General features: G+C 57.3%; 13 protein-coding genes and 1 pseudogene. 4 read left to right on the top strand and 10 right to left on the bottom strand.

Annotated elements, in window-relative coordinates; translation table 11 throughout:
• Window positions 1-12: 12 nt before the first annotated feature.
• From AC27VJ_RS22040 to AC27VJ_RS22030, 3 genes are read right to left on the bottom strand one after another with little or no spacing between them, the layout of a single operon-like run.
• Complete coding sequence (locus AC27VJ_RS22040; protein ID WP_488685825.1) at window positions 13-1,020, bottom strand: tyrosine-type recombinase/integrase; 1,008 nt, start codon at window positions 1,018-1,020, stop codon at window positions 13-15.
• Window positions 1,013-1,969: a tyrosine-type recombinase/integrase gene (locus tag AC27VJ_RS22035; RefSeq protein ID WP_065700993.1), complete on the bottom strand. Its 957-nt coding sequence runs from the start codon at window positions 1,967-1,969 to the stop codon at window positions 1,013-1,015. The genes AC27VJ_RS22040 and AC27VJ_RS22035 overlap by 8 nt, the downstream gene beginning before the upstream one ends.
• Window positions 1,969-3,210, bottom strand: coding sequence for a site-specific integrase (locus AC27VJ_RS22030; protein ID WP_488685824.1), 1,242 nt, complete (start codon window positions 3,208-3,210; stop codon window positions 1,969-1,971). The genes AC27VJ_RS22035 and AC27VJ_RS22030 overlap by 1 nt, the downstream gene beginning before the upstream one ends.
• A gap of 172 nt (window positions 3,211-3,382) precedes the next feature.
• Here AC27VJ_RS22030 and AC27VJ_RS22025 point away from each other — a divergent pair.
• Window positions 3,383-3,574: pseudogene (locus AC27VJ_RS22025) on the top strand (transposase domain-containing protein); the annotation flags it as partial.
• A gap of 526 nt (window positions 3,575-4,100) precedes the next feature.
• Here the strand turns inward: AC27VJ_RS22025 and AC27VJ_RS22020 are convergent.
• Window positions 4,101-4,262 (bottom strand): hypothetical protein, encoded by a 162-nt coding sequence (locus AC27VJ_RS22020; protein WP_353578589.1) that lies wholly within the window; start codon window positions 4,260-4,262, stop codon window positions 4,101-4,103.
• Window positions 4,263-4,705: 443 nt separating this feature from the next.
• On the opposite strand from AC27VJ_RS22020, the gene AC27VJ_RS22015 reads away from it, so the two are divergent.
• The 3 genes from AC27VJ_RS22015 (at window position 4,706) to AC27VJ_RS22005 (ending at window position 9,148) form a co-directional block, all read left to right on the top strand.
• A complete protein-coding gene (locus AC27VJ_RS22015; protein WP_353578591.1) occupies window positions 4,706-6,655 on the top strand; it encodes an ABC transporter ATP-binding protein/permease in 1,950 nt (649 codons plus the stop codon).
• 397 nt (window positions 6,656-7,052) lie between these two features.
• Window positions 7,053-8,372 carry a hypothetical protein gene (locus AC27VJ_RS22010; RefSeq protein WP_353578592.1) on the top strand — a complete coding sequence of 440 codons (1,320 nt, stop codon included), beginning with the start codon at window positions 7,053-7,055 and terminating at the stop codon, window positions 8,370-8,372.
• The gene (locus tag AC27VJ_RS22005; RefSeq protein WP_488685823.1) at window positions 8,369-9,148 is read left to right on the top strand and encodes a COG3904 family protein; all 780 of its coding nucleotides are present in this window, start codon (window positions 8,369-8,371) and stop codon (window positions 9,146-9,148) included. Before AC27VJ_RS22010 ends, AC27VJ_RS22005 begins: the two co-directional genes overlap by 4 nt.
• 658 nt (window positions 9,149-9,806) lie before the next feature.
• On the opposite strand, the gene AC27VJ_RS22000 is transcribed toward AC27VJ_RS22005, so the two are convergent.
• The 6 genes from AC27VJ_RS22000 to AC27VJ_RS21975 form a co-directional block, all read right to left on the bottom strand.
• Window positions 9,807-11,249, bottom strand: a complete 1,443-nt coding sequence (locus tag AC27VJ_RS22000; RefSeq protein ID WP_488685822.1) for a M20 family metallopeptidase — start codon at window positions 11,247-11,249, stop codon at window positions 9,807-9,809.
• A 114-nt stretch (window positions 11,250-11,363) separates the two neighbouring features.
• Window positions 11,364-12,908, bottom strand: coding sequence for an ABC transporter substrate-binding protein (locus AC27VJ_RS21995; RefSeq protein WP_488685821.1), 1,545 nt, complete (start codon window positions 12,906-12,908; stop codon window positions 11,364-11,366).
• A 40-nt stretch (window positions 12,909-12,948) separates the two neighbouring features.
• Complete coding sequence (locus tag AC27VJ_RS21990; RefSeq protein WP_353578596.1) at window positions 12,949-13,818, bottom strand: serine hydrolase; 870 nt, start codon at window positions 13,816-13,818, stop codon at window positions 12,949-12,951.
• 3 nt (window positions 13,819-13,821) lie between these two features.
• Window positions 13,822-15,450, bottom strand: a complete 1,629-nt coding sequence (locus tag AC27VJ_RS21985; RefSeq protein ID WP_353578597.1) for an ABC transporter ATP-binding protein — start codon at window positions 15,448-15,450, stop codon at window positions 13,822-13,824.
• Window positions 15,447-16,265 (bottom strand): ABC transporter permease, encoded by an 819-nt coding sequence (locus AC27VJ_RS21980; RefSeq protein ID WP_113089557.1) that lies wholly within the window; start codon window positions 16,263-16,265, stop codon window positions 15,447-15,449. Before AC27VJ_RS21980 ends, AC27VJ_RS21985 begins: the two co-directional genes overlap by 4 nt.
• A complete protein-coding gene (locus AC27VJ_RS21975; protein WP_113089556.1) occupies window positions 16,262-17,206 on the bottom strand; it encodes an ABC transporter permease in 945 nt (314 codons plus the stop codon). Before AC27VJ_RS21975 ends, AC27VJ_RS21980 begins: the two co-directional genes overlap by 4 nt.
• Between the last annotated feature and the right edge of the window lie 132 nt (window positions 17,207-17,338).

Below are 17,338 nucleotides of genomic sequence, written 5' to 3'. Positions count from 1 at the left end.
AACTTGACATAATCAGAGTGCTTTAAGGAACCTCATCAAGTCGTCAGATGCCCGGAAGCGCCCGGGTGCTGCCCCTGCGGGCTGCAGCTTCATCAGCGCCTGCTCCTTCATGGTCAGGTCTGCCTCGACATACATGTGCGTTGTTGCAGTGTCTTCGTGGCCGAGCCAAAGAGCGATGACGGTGATATCCACGCCAGATTGAAGCATATGCATCGCTGTCGTGTGGCGAATAACATGCGGGGTTACTGCTCGACCTTCGAGTGCCGGATGCTCGCGCGTGGCCATTTCAACAGCAAGCTGCAGCCTTTGGGTCACGTTAGAACGGGTCATGTGGCCACCGCTGCGGTTCGGAAAGAGCATCGCATCGGCAGGCGGCTCACCGAGCCGCCGGCGCCAGCTACGAAGCAGCGACGCCGTTGGTCGCCACAAAGGCACTGATCGATCCTTGCGGCCTTTGCCATGCAAATGGGCAGCCGGTTGTCCTTCGAGTACGACATCGCCCCAGCGCACGCCGATCATCTCGGAAACGCGCGCGCCGGTATTGTACAGGGTGCTGAACATGGCGCGGTCTCTTTGGCCAGCCCAAGTGCTAGGGTCTGGGGCCTCGATGATGGTGCGGATCTCGTCTCTCGACAGAAAGCCGACCATGGGCCGGTCAAATCGCTTCTGCGGGATTGCGAGCGCTCGTTCGATGGTGGCCAGTGCGTCGATGTCGTGATGTCCAGCGTATTTTAGGAAAGTCCGTATTGCCGCGAGGCGCGCATTGCGACTTCGCACGCTGTTGCCACGTTCCTTCTCGAGATAATCGAGAAACGCCAGGAGCAACGGCGCGTCGAGGTCCAACAGTGCAATCGCGCTTGGTGTTCGGTGCAGCCGCTGTGCGGCAAATCCCAGGAGCAGCCTCAGCGTGTCGCGATAGGCGGCAATCGTCTGACGACTGACGGCGCGGTGTTGGCCAAGATGCTCGAGAAAGAAGCGCTGAACAAGGTTAGAGAGGGACGGCGCGTTGCGATCAGACATAGTCGTTCTCCCCGAGTGCGAAGCCTTCGAAGCGTGATCCGGCGGTGGCCATCAGATCGGGGATGCCGGTCATGTACCAATAGGTGTCCGATACCTTGGCGTGGCCGACATAGGTTGAGAGCGCCGCGATGGCGTTGTCGATGTCGCATCCGTCTGCTTGCCAGCGCTCCAGCCGTCGACAAATGAAGGTGTGCCTCAAATCATGAATGCGAACGTGGGGATAGGAACCGCGCGGCATGATTCCGGCTGCGAGGCGCAGCCGTTGAAAGACGCCGTGGACGGTTCGCTTGTTGAGGCGTTGCCCGCCTGCGATGGTGAAGAAGGCTTGCTCCTCTTCCTTCCTGGCGAAACGCTCTCGGACCAGCAGATATGAATCAAGCGCGTTAGCGACCGACTGATGAAACGGCACATGCCGAGACTTTCGGAACTTGGTCATACGCACCGTTGCACAGCAGGCTTCGATATCGACATCGCGGCAGCGCAGGTTGATCGCCTCCGAAATGCGCAGCCCGGTCGCGGCGATCAATCCGATCAACGCCTCGAACACGACCGATGGCAGCCCACCCTGCGGTTGGAGCGCGCGTGCCGCGGCCATTAAGCCGAGGATCTCGTCATCGGTATAGATATGGGGCGTCAACCTCCGCCGCGACTTGCCGAATATCGGCGTTGTCGGAAACTCTGTCGCCGGATCCAGGCGCGTCATGTAGGCCGCAAACGGCTTCACAACTGCCAGCCGTCCAGCCCAGGTGAAGGGGTGACTGATCCGCGACCGGTCCTTTGCCCAGCGGATGACAAGGTCGTTGGTCAGTGTTCCGCAGTTCTGCTCGTCGGCGAAACCGGCAAAGGACCTCAGCAGCCGAGCGTCGGGGCCGCTGACGCTGAAGCCGAGCATAGAGCGTTCCGCCAGGTAGGCTGCGACATGCTCCGTCATTGTTGTCTTCATCGCCATCACGCCCTCCCTGGCCAGGGAAGAGCGACAGCCGACAGCCGGTCGAAATCGATCTTGGTGTAGATCTTTGATGTGTCGAGGCTGCGATGGCGTAGGATATCGGCAATGTGCTTCATCGGTGTGCCCTCGCGTAGCAGTCGGCTTGCCACGCTGTGGCGCAGAACATGCGGGTCGCACCGATCCCAACCGCACCGGCGAAACGCGGCGATGACTGCACGCTTGGCTACTCCTGTCTGGACCGGACGATCATAGGGCGCGACATGGCGAACGAAGATCGCCCGGCTTACCGTCTCGGGCCGCTCGTGCCTGAGGTATTCGGCGATTGCCTCACCGGTTGCCCTGGGCAACGGCAGGCAGTCCATGAAATGCGTCTTGGAGCGAGCGATCCTGACTGTTCCGTTCCGCCAATCAATGTCCTCGATGCGCAGCTTGACCACTTCCGCACAGCGAAGGCCAAGATCGGTGACGCATCTGACCATGGCATAGGCCCGTCGACCAGATGGTAGATTCGCATCGAACGATGCCAAAAGCGCGTCAATCTGGGCTGGTGACAATGTCTCGGGTAGTGACGCCAGACGCCAGTGCGCCGCGCGCGGGATGGCCTGCAGAAGTTTGCTGACCTTGTCGCCGCACATCTGTCGGTACTTCAGATAGCCGCCTATCGAACTACCCGCGACGCGCACTGCCCCGGCGCCCCAATCGCGACCTTCACCCAGGACGAACCGCCTCATCGCTACGGTATCGATCTTCGTGACGTCGACAGAGTCCGCGCCGAAAGTTTGAGCGAGGAATCTGCCGACAATTAAACCACGTTGCCGCCGTGTGGTCTCCGCTAAGCCTGCGACGTCACGCATATAGGCATCGAACGTGGCCAGTTCCTTGCTTAGCCCATCCTGCTCGTCATCCGGCCGAATGGGCCCCTCGGCCTCAAGCAGTCTCAGCAGGTGGCGAATGGCGGTTCGCAGTTCATACCGCGTCCGGCGAACTGGCTGAGGACAACTGCAGATCGGTAGGTGATCGTTAAGAAAGCGATCCAGCACCGCCGCGCTCAGCGATGAAAGACCAATGCCCTGCTCGCCGAGCCAGCGTGCGAAATGGGCGACGCTCGCAAGATAGACGCGGATCACATTGTGCGCGTACCGGTCTTCCCGAAGACGAGCGACATAGCGGTCCTGATAGGATGACAGAGTGCTGGACGATAGCCATGCTTGAGGTCCAGGCTGCAAAATGATGGGCTTCATGGAAATCTCCCCTTCCAGTGATTGGAGCAGGGAGAATGAAATTATGCGCAGTTGGAATCGTCACGCTGCTTTCGCAATCGCTGTAAAACAATGGTTATTTACTGAGGATCCAGGAAGCCTACGCATAATCCCGAGCTTCGCATAATTGCGATTATGCAAATCTTTGCATAATCGCAAAAATAGCCTCTTCGCTGGCAGTGATGGTGGCGGCAGGACATGGGCGACAATCGCGACGCTGCTGCAGACTGCAAAGATGAATTCTGTCGATCCCCACGCCTGGCTGACGCAGACGCTCGAGCGCCTTGCAAATGGCTGGCCTAGCAGCGAAATCCATACCCTTATGCCGTGGAGCTACAGGGCCTGAACGGCCTCAGCTTGCCGCTTACGGTTCAACTCCGCGTCCGCAACTTATAAGCAGGCAACCTGCGTCAATAAGGCCATGCACTCAAACTTGCAATTAGGGTGTCGAAGGAGCATTTCGATAGAGTGCTATTCTTAAGGATAGACAATTCTAATCAACAGATTGAAAGCACTCGATATGTCGGACGGCTCTTGGGTAAATTGGTTTCCATACATCTTTTTTCCTTTTAAGATCATCGTGCTGAGTATCGGCATGTTTTATGCCATTAAGTGGCATCACGATCAGGCAAAGAAAGATGAAGCATCCAAAGGACGATGAACACTAAAGGGTACCCACGTACTTCTAGCCGGGGTCCCAACGGATCAGCATGACAGGCCGTGGACGAGTAAGCACTAATAAGCAAAGCACAACGCGGCCTAGGTTTTCGATCCCATGCAAGTTTTCCTCCGCTTGCATGGTAATCGTGCAGCCCGCTCCCTTAAGTGGTTCGGCGAGCCGCCTTGCGTTTCATAGGGCGTAACGAGGAAAATTAGGCGGCGATACGTCGTGCCGCCTTGTCGCAAGCTTTACGGTCTGCTCCATATTCCGAGATAATATTCTCTGCCTCTTCCATGGATATGCGATGCTTCTTGGCCAATGTCTTGGCGTCATAAGCCTGTTCGGGCGCAGAAGCGCCTTGAGGTTGTGCCATAGCTTTTCTCCTTGAGTGGCCGACATGACTTGATGCCGCTCATTGCGGGCTGTCGGTCATTGCTCTGTAGGTAGTTATGGCAGCGGCCATTCGCAACCACGTTGGCTTTCACGTGTCAAAACCCAACGTTCGATCAGTCGAAGCCGGACCTATCGCCGCGCCGTCAACCCGTCCATGCTTTACACCGAACATCCGTTCATGGAACGGTTTGCCCCCTCTGCTGCCGATGGCTTTGCTGCAGTGGAGTATGTCAGCCCCTATGAGGAGGCGGCAGAGACGATTGCAGCGCACGCTTGCTTCTGATCCAATTCTTTTAGTCGTTTAAATGCACGCGCTAACTGTCGCTGCTTCCTTGTCGTCGGTTCCAAGCTATAGTCTCAGATAAATTTCACTTACCTTCACAAAGTCGTGAAACCTTTCCGATTGTCGGTCGTTCAGCGCCCATGAAAAACAATGAAATAGAACCAAAGCCGGTCGCCGGTGCCAACGCAACTGGGACCGAAGCCGCATTCTCCCAAGATGTTGATGACAATGCTGAAGAGCTTCCCCCAGAGGAAGTAGAGCCTAATGCGGATTTGACGCCGGAAGAGGCTGAGGAAGCGCGCCGGAAATACTTGCTGAAACGGTTCTGGATCAGCGCGCGCGGCTTCTGGAGCCGCCGGGGCGATAAGTTGGCATGGCTATTCACGCTTGGCCTGCTGGCGATGATCGGCATAAATGTCGCCATCCAGTACGGGGTCAACGTCTGGAATCGCGGAATTTTTGATGCGATCGAAAAACGAGATGCGTCGACTGTCTATTCCCTCGCGTCCATATTTCCGTTTCTAGTTCTGGGAAGTGTATTCATCGTCACCTCGCAGGTCTATGTCAGAATGCGCATCCAGCGGCGCTGGCGCTCTTGGTTGACCAAGTTAACGGTGGGGAGATGGATTGCAAACGGCCGCTACTACCAGCTCAACCTAATCGACGGTGACCATAAGAACCCGGAAGCAAGGCTCTCGGAGGATATGCGTATTTCCACTGAAGCGCCGGTCGATTTCGTCTCCGGCGTCATCTCCGCCTTCGTATCCGCTTCCACCTTCATTGTTGTTCTATGGACAATTGGTGGAGCGCTCACACTGTCAATCGGCGGCGTTTGGGTCACCATCCCCGGCTTTCTCGTGATAGCGGCTATCATTTACGCGGCAGTCACCTCCACTTCCATCGCGTTCATTGCCCGAAACTTCGTAAAGGTCTCCGAAGTTAAAAACCAGGTTGAAGCGGAATATCGCTATACGCTGACACGCGTCAGGGAAAATGGTGAGAGTATTGCCTTGCTTGGCGGGGAGGAGGAGGAGCGTAGCGATCTCGACAAAAGATTCGGTAACGTCCGGCGACAATGGCGGTTAATGGCGCAACAATACATGCGGACCACCGTCGTCTCCAACGGCTCGGTACTGATTGCTCCAGTCGTGCCACTTCTGCTCTGTGCGCCGAAGTTTCTCGATGGCAGCATGTCGCTCGGCGAGGTCATGCAGGCAGCGTCCGCTTTCACCATTGTGCAGTCGGCCTTTGGCTGGCTCGTTGATAACTATCCGCGCTTGGCCGATTGGAACGCCTGCGCCCGACGTGTAGCCTCCCTGATGATGTCGCTTGATGGCCTTGAGCGCGCCGAAAGAAGTGAGACTTTCGGACGCATCATTCGCGGCGAGACCGAAGGCGAGACCATGCTGAGCCTCAAGGACGTATCCGTATCACTCGGTGATGGAACCGCGGTGGTGAAAGAGACCGATGTTGAAATCGGAGCAGGCGAGAGAGTGCTCGTTTCAGGAGAATCCGGCTCTGGCAAAAGCACGCTGGTTCGTGCCATCTCAGGCCTCTGGCCTTGGGGTGGGGGCAGCGTCAATTTCCGCGCCGGGAGCCAGTTGTTCATGCTGCCACAACGACCATACATACCAGCCGGTACGCTGCGCCGTGCCGTCTCTTATCCGCAGCCGGCAGAAAGCTGGACGGGCGAAGAGATTGGCGCCGCTCTCGAAAAGGTCGGGCTTGGCCAACTCAAGGACAAGATCGAAGACGAGGCGCCTTGGGACCAGACATTGTCAGGCGGCGAAAAACAACGGCTTACCTTTGCACGGCTGCTGCTCAATGCCCCCGATATCATTGTGATGGACGAGGCGACCGCCGCGCTCGATGAGAAAAGTCAGGACAAGATGATGCAGACAGTTATCGATGAGCTACCTGACGCCACGATTATTAGCGTCGCGCATCGCGCCGAGCTGGAAGCATTTCACAGCCGCAAGATTACGCTGGAGCGACGCGAGGGTGGCGCAAAATTGGTTAGTGATATCGAGCTTATTCCGCGTAAATCGAGAGCTAGATCTGTGCTTCGACGAATGGTGAAGCGGAAGTAATTTGTGTCTGTCTTCAACTTGCGATGCAGGGCAGGGTATTTCCTGATATCAGTGGGTGATGCGCACCCTTTTGTCTTGTAGATGACATCGAGAATGACGTGTTGTCTGCCGCTCCGCTAGATGGCCAGCAGCTGATCCTGTGCACGGGCTTTACGTAAAATCAGCTCGCGCCTTTTCGTCGTCAGCGCCTCTACATCAACTGGAGCCGTGCGGCTGAGTTGTGGTGCGTCCGCATGTCGTTTCGAACCAGAAGACCCACGCCGCGCGTGTTTCACGCCATAATAACTGAAAGTTGACCGGCTACAGTAGACTGCGGACGCCTCGCATTTTAGCAGCCTTGAATTCGCCGAATTTTACATCAGTGTTAAGGAATACATTCCTTTTTCGGAGATCGCCCATGGCGCTTGGCGCATCGCATCGCTTGCAGGAAAGCCTGGTGGCGGTCGAAACGATGACACGTTTCGCCCTTGCCGTTCTCGCACTCGCGTCCGGCGTTTACACCTATCTGGGTGTGCGCAGCATTCTGGACGGCTCGCCAACGGCGGTCTTTTTTGCTGCCATCATCTACTCGGCCTCGGTATCCGTCGGCATCTATGCCTTCTGGTCCTACATGGCGCGGTTTTATCCGCACGTCACCAGCCGTTCCAGTCGCACTGCGATGCTGGCGGTGATGGCCGTCGGTTGCGTGATGATCCTGGCCATGTCGAGCTGGTTGAATGCAGCCGCTCTCGCAGGATCGGCGGCACTTGAACAGCATCTTGCGGAAACGGTCGAGGATTACACAGAAGATCTGGATCAGGCGCACCAGAATGCTCTGGCAGCACAGAGCCTGTTGCCGGACATTCAACGCGCCAAGGAGCGTTTCACCCAGCTTGCGGCATCCGAACGACAGTCGGGTGCGCTGACCGGCACCACCGGTTCGGGCAGTGTCGTCTCGCTGCTATCACAGATGTCGTCGCAACTGAACGAACTGGAAAACGGCATCAATGCCTCGCGTGAGCAGGTTACCAGCCTGTTCAACGAAGGCCAGAAACGCCTCGAAACCATGCGTGGTCTCGTCTCGGCACCCGGCGTCGTAGAACCGCGCGCAGACAAGTTCTCGTCGGAGGTCGTAGCACTTACCGGAGTCATTGCCTCGCTCGGGCAAACCTCGATCGCTCCTTCCATCCGCCGTGCGGCCGACGATCTTTCTCTTGGCTTCATCGCTCCAATCCCCGACGGCGGCGAACAGGATCTGATCAGTCGTCAGGACCGCGTGATGGAAACGATCCGCACATCGGTCGCGGCGCAATCCAAGGTGTTGTCTGACGCCGCTGACGAAATTCTCTCGCGTGCTCCCGTGGCCGAGCGGCGCTTTGTGCCGCTCTCGTCGGCGGAAGCCGTGCTGCGTTATGCTTCCGACTTCATTCCCGCATGGGCCGGGGCTATTTCCATCGACCTGCTGCCAGGTGTCATGGTGTTCATTCTGGCCGTGGTGAATGGTGCAATCCGCCGGCAGGAAGAGACCCTGCCGTTCGCCGAACGGATCACCGTGGCAGAACTGATGCAGACGCTGGCGATGCAGAAGGCCATTGCCGCTGAAGCGATGTCAGCTACAGAAGTTCAGGCCACGGAAAATGTCATTGTCGAAGCTGAAGACGCAAATGACGAGACGGAGGCCAACAACATCACCAGTCTCGGTCTCAACAAAACGCCGCGCAAGGGTCCGGCGACATGAAACCGGCATCCGCGCTCAAGGCCGTGATCAGCATGGACGACGGGGTGCTGATGCGCGGCGCCTTCTACGTGCTGCTTGCGGCAGCCGCCGCCTTTCTGGTAATCGACGTCCGGGAGATCAGCACGGCCGAAGCGGCGCGACCGGGTCTTGAAACATTGCCGGACGTGCCGATCTTTCTCCCGCCGACGACCGCGCCGGGCGCGCCGCCGGTCCAACCCTCGAGCCCGCAGGAAGTCTTGCGCAAGCCGATGACATTCAATCTTGTCTCGGGCGGGATACTCGTTGCCGAAGGGACTATCGACCCAGGCGCAGCAAGCCGTTTTGCCCGCGAAGTCGAGGCCCGTGGCGAGTATATCAAATTGGTTTCTTTGAACTCACCGGGTGGTTCGGTCGATGATGCTATTGCGATGTCAAAGCTGATCCGGGAGAAGAATATAGCCACGAAGGTTGCGGAAAAGGCGCTTTGTGCCTCCTCCTGCCCAATCGTCTTTGCCGGTGGTGTGACACGATCGGCCGAAAAAGATGCCGTGGTGGGCGTACATCAGGTATTCAATGGCAGCATCGAGCGGCCTTCAGCGGAAGAGGCGATGTCCAGCGCTCAGGAAACCACCGCGCGCGTCGCGCGACATCTCGACGAAATGGGTATCGGCGCCGGTTTGTGGATCCATGCACTGGAGACACCGCCCGACCGGCTCTACTATCTCACGCCCGCAGACATGTCGGAATACCGCCTGACGACCGACGAAGTCCCTATGGCCGGACCTGGTTCTGGCTGATGCTCTATAAGACATGCCGGAGCCCGGTGGCCATACCCGCAATGCCTCGAAGGGGTGTATTTTAAACAAGGTGATCCAAAGACGTATCAACGGTCTGGCTGGCGCTGCGCGGGCTGGCTTATCCGCTTGGGCGTAAAGGGCGTGACGATAAATTCTTAGTACTACTGGCCTCCAACTCCCGATGAAACGAGTTGACGCCCTGAAAGACTTGAACTCACTGAGTGATCTGATCGACCGTCCGCTATCAATGGATGCCAGGTCCAGAATTACCGCGTTTGCGATGGTCATCGGAACAACAAGCGACTGCGATTTACCGGGATTTCCCCTGGATACAAGGATATGATGTTCGGGTGGTGGATCGATGCGCGTTCCTCCAACATCTGTCACAGCAAGAGTGGTTGCGCCTCGCTCAGTTGCGACATCACGCACGTCCTGCAGAAGCGTTGTCGGTCTTCGGAAGGCAAGCAACCAAACAACATCCTTTTCGGTCATCGTCGATAGTTTCCTTTCACGAGCGTTACCGTCGATTAGCACTCGTGGCCGATTGTCAAAACTCGTACGCTGGTTTGAGAACGGATGATCTAAGCACTAGCCACATCGCTCGTTCTCCTGCGATCAGTTGGTCAGTAGCTTCGCCTCGCTTGAACGCAGAATAACTTTATGGGGTAGCGGGTGATACGTGATCCGGTATGGGGCAGACATACGGCTCTTCTTTTATCTTTTCCTGCCATTCTGCTCTGGCGTTTAGTAGCAGTTTTGGCGAGGTGAAAAGGTCAAGTCCGGTTGCGGCCATGGCCTTGGCTGCATGGATCATCGCCTTGTGGGCGCCAGCGCTTCTTCCCTGAGCCACGACCTGCCATGTATGTGGATTGGTGCCGATTGCCCAAGCCGGTGCCCAGCATTGTGCCGTTGGCGTTACCCGGCTGACATCGCCAACATCGGTCGATCCTGCGCGGAAATGGGACTGGCCTTCGAAGTCACGCAGACCGAGATGCAGTGGTGTCGAGCCGTCGATCTTCTGGTTCGAAAAGATGTCCTTTTTGATCTGATAAAGACGGATGCTGCTTTTGATCGCCTCGTCAGTAAAGGTCGCCTGTATCTTGTGGGCGAAGTCTATATCGGCTTCGTCAAAGGGTACCGGGCCAATTGAGACCAGATTATTGTGGATTGCATTTTCAAGCGTCAGATTGGGCAGCAGATTGGTGGCAGCCGTATCGAAGATGATCTCGACCTCCGTCCCGGTCATCATGGCAGCACCTCGCGCAACCTCATCGACGCGCTCCGCCAGCGCGAGCGCCTGGGACATTTCGGGTGCCCGTACGAGGTAGAGAACTTCGGCCTTTGCCTGAACGACATTGGCTGCACGACCGCCAGCGTCGGTAATGGCATAATGGACACGGCAGTCCTGCGGCATGTGCTCACGTAGAAAATTGACGCCGACATTCATCAACTCGACGGCATCAAGCGCCGAGCGGCCGAGATGCGCGGCGTTTGCCGCATGAGCTGCAATGCCCTTGAAGCGGTAATAATATTCGAGTACGGCGAGATTGTTAGTCGAGCGCACACCGTTAAACGGCGCAGGATGCCAGGTCAAGGCCGCATCGACATCGGCAAAGGCACCGGCGCGCACCATGAATGTCTTGCCGGAACCGCCTTCCTCGCCAGGGCAGCCGTAATAGCGCACGGTGCCGGGAAGGCCGTTGGCTTCCAGATGTTTTGCCAGCGAAATCGCAGCCAGCATCGAGCCGCTTCCCAGAAGATTGTGGCCGCAACCATGGCCGCTTGCATCCTCTTCGATTGCCATTTGCCGGTCCACGCCCGGGTGCTGGCTCATGCCCGCCAGGGCATCGTATTCGCCGAGAAATGCGATGACAGGCTTGCCGCGCCCATACTCGCCTATGAAGGCCGTCTTCATGCCAGCGATGTCTTGCTGAACGGAAAATCCATTTTGTTTCAGCGTTTCAACCAGTAGCTCGGATGATCGAACTTCGTGAAATTTCAGTTCCGAAAACTCCCATATCCTGTCGCTAATACTGGTAAAATCGGGTGCCAGCGCATCAAGGGTCTGGATGAGCGATTGCAAGGCGGCAGTCTCTGGCATGTTGTATCCTCACGGAAGTCTGGATGGTCTTGGAGCAGGTTTGCAAATGAACCAGCCAATCTGCAGGTCACTCCGGCGCCGCGCATCGTCGCGGCACCGGGCTGTCGTCATGTGTCATTTATCGAGGGACACTTCCCAAAGGCGGGCGTTGGACTGCCAGACAGGCTGGCCCTTCAGGGCTTTCGTCGCACCCCAGACGTCGATCATGTCATAGAGGAAAATCCCCGGCATTTCCTCAAGCATCAGCTTGTGGAATTCGTCAAAGATGGCCTGGCGTTTCGCCGTGTCGATTTCGGCATAGGCGGATTTCATCAATGCGATTGCCTTGGGGTTATCCCACATCAGCGATGCGTTCTTGTCCTTGTCGCCCACATAGAAGCTGTACATCAGTGCCGGATCGAGACGCGGTGCGACGGATTGCGAGATGATTTGGTAGTTGCCGGAACGGCGGCGATCCACCTGTGTGGCGTAGTCGAGCACTTCGATCTGTACGTTGAGACCGATTTGCTGAAGCATCGCTTGGGCAATGACTGCTGCCGGGAAGCTCGGCACGTTGCCGCGCTTGTTGGCGATGATGCTGATCGGCTCGCCCTTGTAACCGGAAGCCGCGAGTTCTTTCTTGGCCGCTTCGAGATCGTAGGGAAGGCGCGTCTTCTGGGTTTCGCTGAAGTAGACGGAGTCCGAAGCGACCATGGAGCCATTTGCCTTGCCGGTGCCGTTGGATGCGGCGGCAACCAGTTCGTCCAGCTCAAGCGCCATGGCTATGGCGCGGCGCACGCCGGGCTTGCCCAGGATCGGATCGCGCGTCTGGATATAGAACAGATTCTTGCCGTTGTTCTGCGAAACGATGACCTTGGCCTTTTCACTCTTTTCGAATTCAGGGATCAAGTCGGGAGAAATTTCCGCCGTATCCAGCACGCCTGATTGCAAACCAGCCTTCACAGTCGAGGCATCAGGGATGACCATGAACTTTATGCCGTCGACCAGCGGACGCTTGGAGCCGACCATGCCATCCGGCTCGCCATTGTTGGCGGGCGAGGCGTAGTCATCGAATTTGGTCAGATGAATATATTCGCCCTTTTTCCACTGGTCCCATTTGAACGGGCCGGTGCCGATTGGCTTGTCGAATGTGCCATCCGCAGCAACCGAGTCCGGTGAAATCATGCCGGTGTAACCGCATTCGGGGCGCGACATCAGGCCGAGAAAAACGGCAGACGGCTTTTCAAGCGTCATGGTCACGGTCTGTGTATCGACCGCCTTGATGCCCGTGACCTTCACGGTACCGCTGCCATCAAAGTCCTTGATACAGGTCCATTTCGTCGCCGGGTCCATGTAGCGGTTCCAGTTCCACACCACATCTTCTGCCGTCAGCCTCTTGCCGTTATGAAATTTCACGTCCGGGCGGAGCTTGAACGTATAGGTCAGGCCATCAACGGACATCTCGAAGGACTGCGCGAGCAAAGGCTTGACCTCGCCGTTGTTGGCATAACCGACAAGGCCTTCAACGATGTGGAGAATGACGCCGTCCGTGTTGCCGTCGCGGTTGACGCCAGGATTGCTGCTGCGCAGATCGGAGCTTTGGGCAATTACGATATCGCGCGCGGCGGAAATGCCGGTCAGTGACATCAGGATCGTTCCGGCGAGAAGAATGCTTTTCATGTTACCCTCTTTTGTTGGTGATTATGGTTGTTCTCAAGGCTTAAAATGCGTCCCAGCAGACGCGGGATAGTCTGCCGATGGTTTCAAGCGACAGGGTGTAGCCCGGCGTGCCATCAGGCATTTCCTGCGGCACCTGATCGGTAAAGGCTGTGATGATGTAGAGCGGCGCGCCATCGCGATAGACGATGCCGGCATTCATACGGCCGCGTTTGCCCGTGCCGCCTTTGTGTGCGACCACGGTGCCGAATGGCAGCCGGGACGGGATCGCATAACGCAGGATCTGGTTCTTCAATGTCTGGAGCGCATAGGCACATAGCGCCTGCGAAGCGCCAAGCTTGGCGGCGGCTTCCGGCGATGTCTGCGCATCGAGGATGGTCTGGAGCAGAAATAGCTGATCGCTCGCCGTTGTCGTCGTAACCGACTTCAACGTGTGGTCGGGCGACAAGGCCAGCGGCGGAATGAGGAAGCGGTGATGGGTGCCGCTCATACCGATCGACTTGCAGTAGCTATCAACCTCCTCCAGCGTCAGCCGCTCGAACACCATTTTGGTACAGACATTGTCGCTTAGCACCATCATGCCAGTGATGGCGTCTCGAAGAGAGATGACCAGGCCGGGCGTCATGTAGCGAAGCATGCCACTTGCAACCTCCTCGGCGAAACGTGCCTCGTAAGTGATCCGCTCTTCGAGATCGAGCCTGCCCTCATGGACGGCTTTCAACGCTGCCATCATGATCGATGTCTTGCGGGTGCTGGCGGAGGGCGTTTCCTCATCCGCGTCGCGGTCGAAGGTTTCGCCGGTCAGCAGGTTGCGAATGCTGAAACGGGTAATGAAATCCTGCTCGTCACAGACGGCGTTGAGGCGCTCGGCCACGCTGCCGGAAATCTTTTGAATTGTCGTGCTGTTTGTCATTTTTTAGTTCTCCAGACGCCATTTCAGTTTGACGCCGCCGGTCTCGTTGAGGTCGAGTGCGGGAATGGCCGAAAGCAGGCGTCGCGTGTAGGCCTCTTTCGGCGTGTCGAAGATTGTGTTGCGATCACCCTGTTCGATGATGCGCCCGTCCTGCATGACGACCACGCGGTCGGCCACCTGTTCCACGACGCCAAGATCATGGCTGATGAACAGGCAGGAAAAACCGTAGCGCTTCTGTAGATCGGAAAAGAGCGATAGCACCTGTGCACGAACGGTTACGTCGAGCGCCGACACAGGTTCGTCCGCAATCAGGAAGCGGGGACGCCGCGCGATTGCGCGGGCAATCGCCACACGCTGCCGCTGCCCACCCGAAAGCTCATGCGGATAACGCAGGGCATATTCGGCACCAAGGCCGACTTCCTCCAGCGTTTCATAAGCGCGCTTTTTCTTGGCGGCGCGGTCAATATCGGGAACCAGTCGCAGCGCCTCTTCCACCAGAGCCAGAATGGTCATGCGCGGATCGAGCGAGGAATAAGGGTCCTGAAACACCATCTGGCAGTTCAGTCGATAATCCTCCCAGTCGGCATCACGCTTGCGACCCTGAAATAGGATTTCACCGTCGGTCTCGCTGACCAGACCGGCAATGGTGCGGCCAAGTGTCGTCTTGCCGGACCCAGAACCGCCCACCAGTGCGACAACTTCGCCCTCGTGGATATCGATGGACACGCCGTGCAAAGCGCGTTTGGCGGTTCCCTTCTTCAACAGGGATCTGCGGCCCGGATAATCGACCACGATGTTTTTGGCCGACACCATCGGTGCCGCTGCCGTATTGATAGCTCTCACCTCGCCACGGATCGGCAGGGATGACAGAAGCTTGCGGGTATAGGGATGCTTTGGCGTCTCAAGGATCTGTTCTGTGGTTCCAGCCTCGACGATTGATCCTTTTTCCATCACCACGATGCGACTGGTATAACGCGCCACCATCGGCAGATCGTGACTGATCAGCAGAACAGCCGTGCCTTCGGCCTTGGTCAGCTCGACCATCAGTTCCATGACATCGCGCTGGATGACGGCATCGAGCGCCGTCGTCGGCTCGTCCGCAATCAGCAATGCGGGCTTCAGAAGCATCACCGAGGCCAGCATGATCCGCTGGCGCATGCCGCCGGAAAATTCATGCGGATAGGATGTGAGCGCCCCTTCCGGATCACGAATTCCTACACGCTGAAGCATGGCAAGGATTTTGGTGCGCCGTTCTGCCGGTGTATATTTGGTATGAAGGGTAAGACCTTCTTGCAACTGCCGTCCAATGGTCATGGACGGGTTGAGCGACGTCATCGGCTCCTGAAACACCAGCCCGATTTCGGCACCGCGCAGGCGGCGCAAGTCTGCTTCGCTCATCGATGTGACGTCACGACCCTTGTAGGTCACATCGCCGCCGGTTTTGCGGATGGCGGGCGGTAGCAGCGACATCAGCGCGCGGGTCGCAAGCGATTTACCGGAGCCGCTTTCCCCGACGATCCCAAAGATTTCTCCCGGTTCCAGATCGAAGCTGACATTCTTCACGACTTCGACGCCGCGATGGGTAATCTCCAGGGAGAGATTACGCACACTGAGAAGTTTTTCCTGTGTCATTTCAAACCTCTCATGCGGGGATCGAGTTTGTCGCGAAGCGCATCTCCAAGCAGATTGATGCCGAGCAGCGTCAGTGCGATGCAGAGGCCGGGGAAAAGTCCGAGCCAGACGGCCTGTTCAATAAAGGGACGGCCAGCCGCCAGCATATTGCCCCAGGTGGGCGCAGGTGGAGGAACGCCGAGGCCAAGGAAACTCAGGGCGCTTTCAGACAGAATGGCCCAGCCGAACATGGACGTGGCAAGAACGGTGATCGGCGCCACGCAATTGGGCAGAATGTGCCGCACCATGGTGAAAATCTCGCTGTTGCCCATGATCTTCGAGGCTTCGATGAATTCCCGTTCACGCAGCGATAGAACAGCACCGCGAACCACACGTGCCATGGACGGCGTATAGGCGATGCCGAGCGCGAAGATGATGCCGTATTGATTGGCCCCGAATACGGCGAGCAGACCGAGTGCCAGCAGGATGCCCGGGAAAGCAAGAAGCGCATTGTTGACGGCCATGATGACGCCATCGATCCAGCCGCGGGCATAACCACTGATCAACCCGATCAGTGTCCCAGCTAGGGTGGCGAAACCTACGGTCAAACATCCGATCCAGACACTGGCGCGCGCGCCGATCATCAGGCGACTGAGAACATCGCGGCCGAATTCGTCGGTGCCAAGCAAATGTTGTGCGCCCGGTGCGGCGAGACGGGCCGTGAAGCTGAGCTTCATCGGTTCGAATGGTGTCCAGAACAGGCTGATGGCTGCGACGACCAGAAGGACTGCTATGAGCAGGCCGCCGATCAGGCCATTGAGAGTAAAATGTTTCATTCTGCCACCACACGCGGATCAAACAGAGGGTAGAGGAGATCAACGATCAGATTGATCACGACGTAGGAGAAGGCAACGAACAGAAGGCAGCCTTGAATGACCGGGTAGTCGCGCTGGAAGATGCTATCCACCATCAGGCGCCCAAGGCCTGGAATGGTGAACACCGTTTCAATGACGGCGATGCCCCCGAGAAGATTGCCGAGAATAAGTCCGATCATCGTCCATGTCGGGCCGAAGGCATTTTTGAACGCGTGCTTCCAGAGAACGGCGCTTTCTGAGAGGCCCTTGGCACGAGCGTGAGTGATGTAATCCAGCCGCAGCACCTCGAGCGTCGAAGCACGCGCCATGCGGATCAGGACACCCGCCTCGTGGATCACCAGAGTCATGATCGGCAGGACAAGATAGAGCAGGCCCCCGACTAGATTGTCGCTGATCGACACATATCCGAGAACCGGCAGCCAGCCGAGCTTGAGGCCGAAGAACAGAAGCAGCAACAGTCCGAGCCAGAATGTCGGGATCGACAGCAGAACCGTGGCGGTTCCGACCAGCGCCAAATCAGTGACGCTGTTCTGACGCCATGCGGCAATCACGCCGGCGGGAACGGCAATCAGGCTCGCCAGAATGACGGCGATGATAACGATTTCAGCAGACACCATGAAGCGCGACACGACGAGTGGTAAAACCGCTTCGTTATTGACGATCGAGCGCCCAAAGTCGCCGGTCAGCACATTGCCGCTCCAGACCAGAAACTGTTGCGGCATCGATAGGTCCAGGCCAAGCTCGGTGCGCATGGCGGCAATCTGATCCGGCGTAGCCATGTCGCCCAGCATGAGAGCGGCGGGATCACCCGGAATGAAACGGATCAACGCGAAGACCGTAATGGCAACGATGACCATGGTTGGCAACGCCATGAGCAGGCGGTTGAATATAAATCTAATCATCGGTTCCCCTGAACACGATTGGCGGGGCCGGATCTGCAAAGTCACCGGCTGTTTATGTGCAGACTATGAGCGATGAGCGAATTTTGCGCAATATTATGCATTTTCATCATAGCTTTATGCAGATAATGCGTT

Source organism: Agrobacterium sp. 20P9.1.2, from assembly GCF_057799395.1.
Note: the sequence above shows the minus strand (reverse complement) of the source record. Positions and strands in the feature narration are given on the sequence as shown.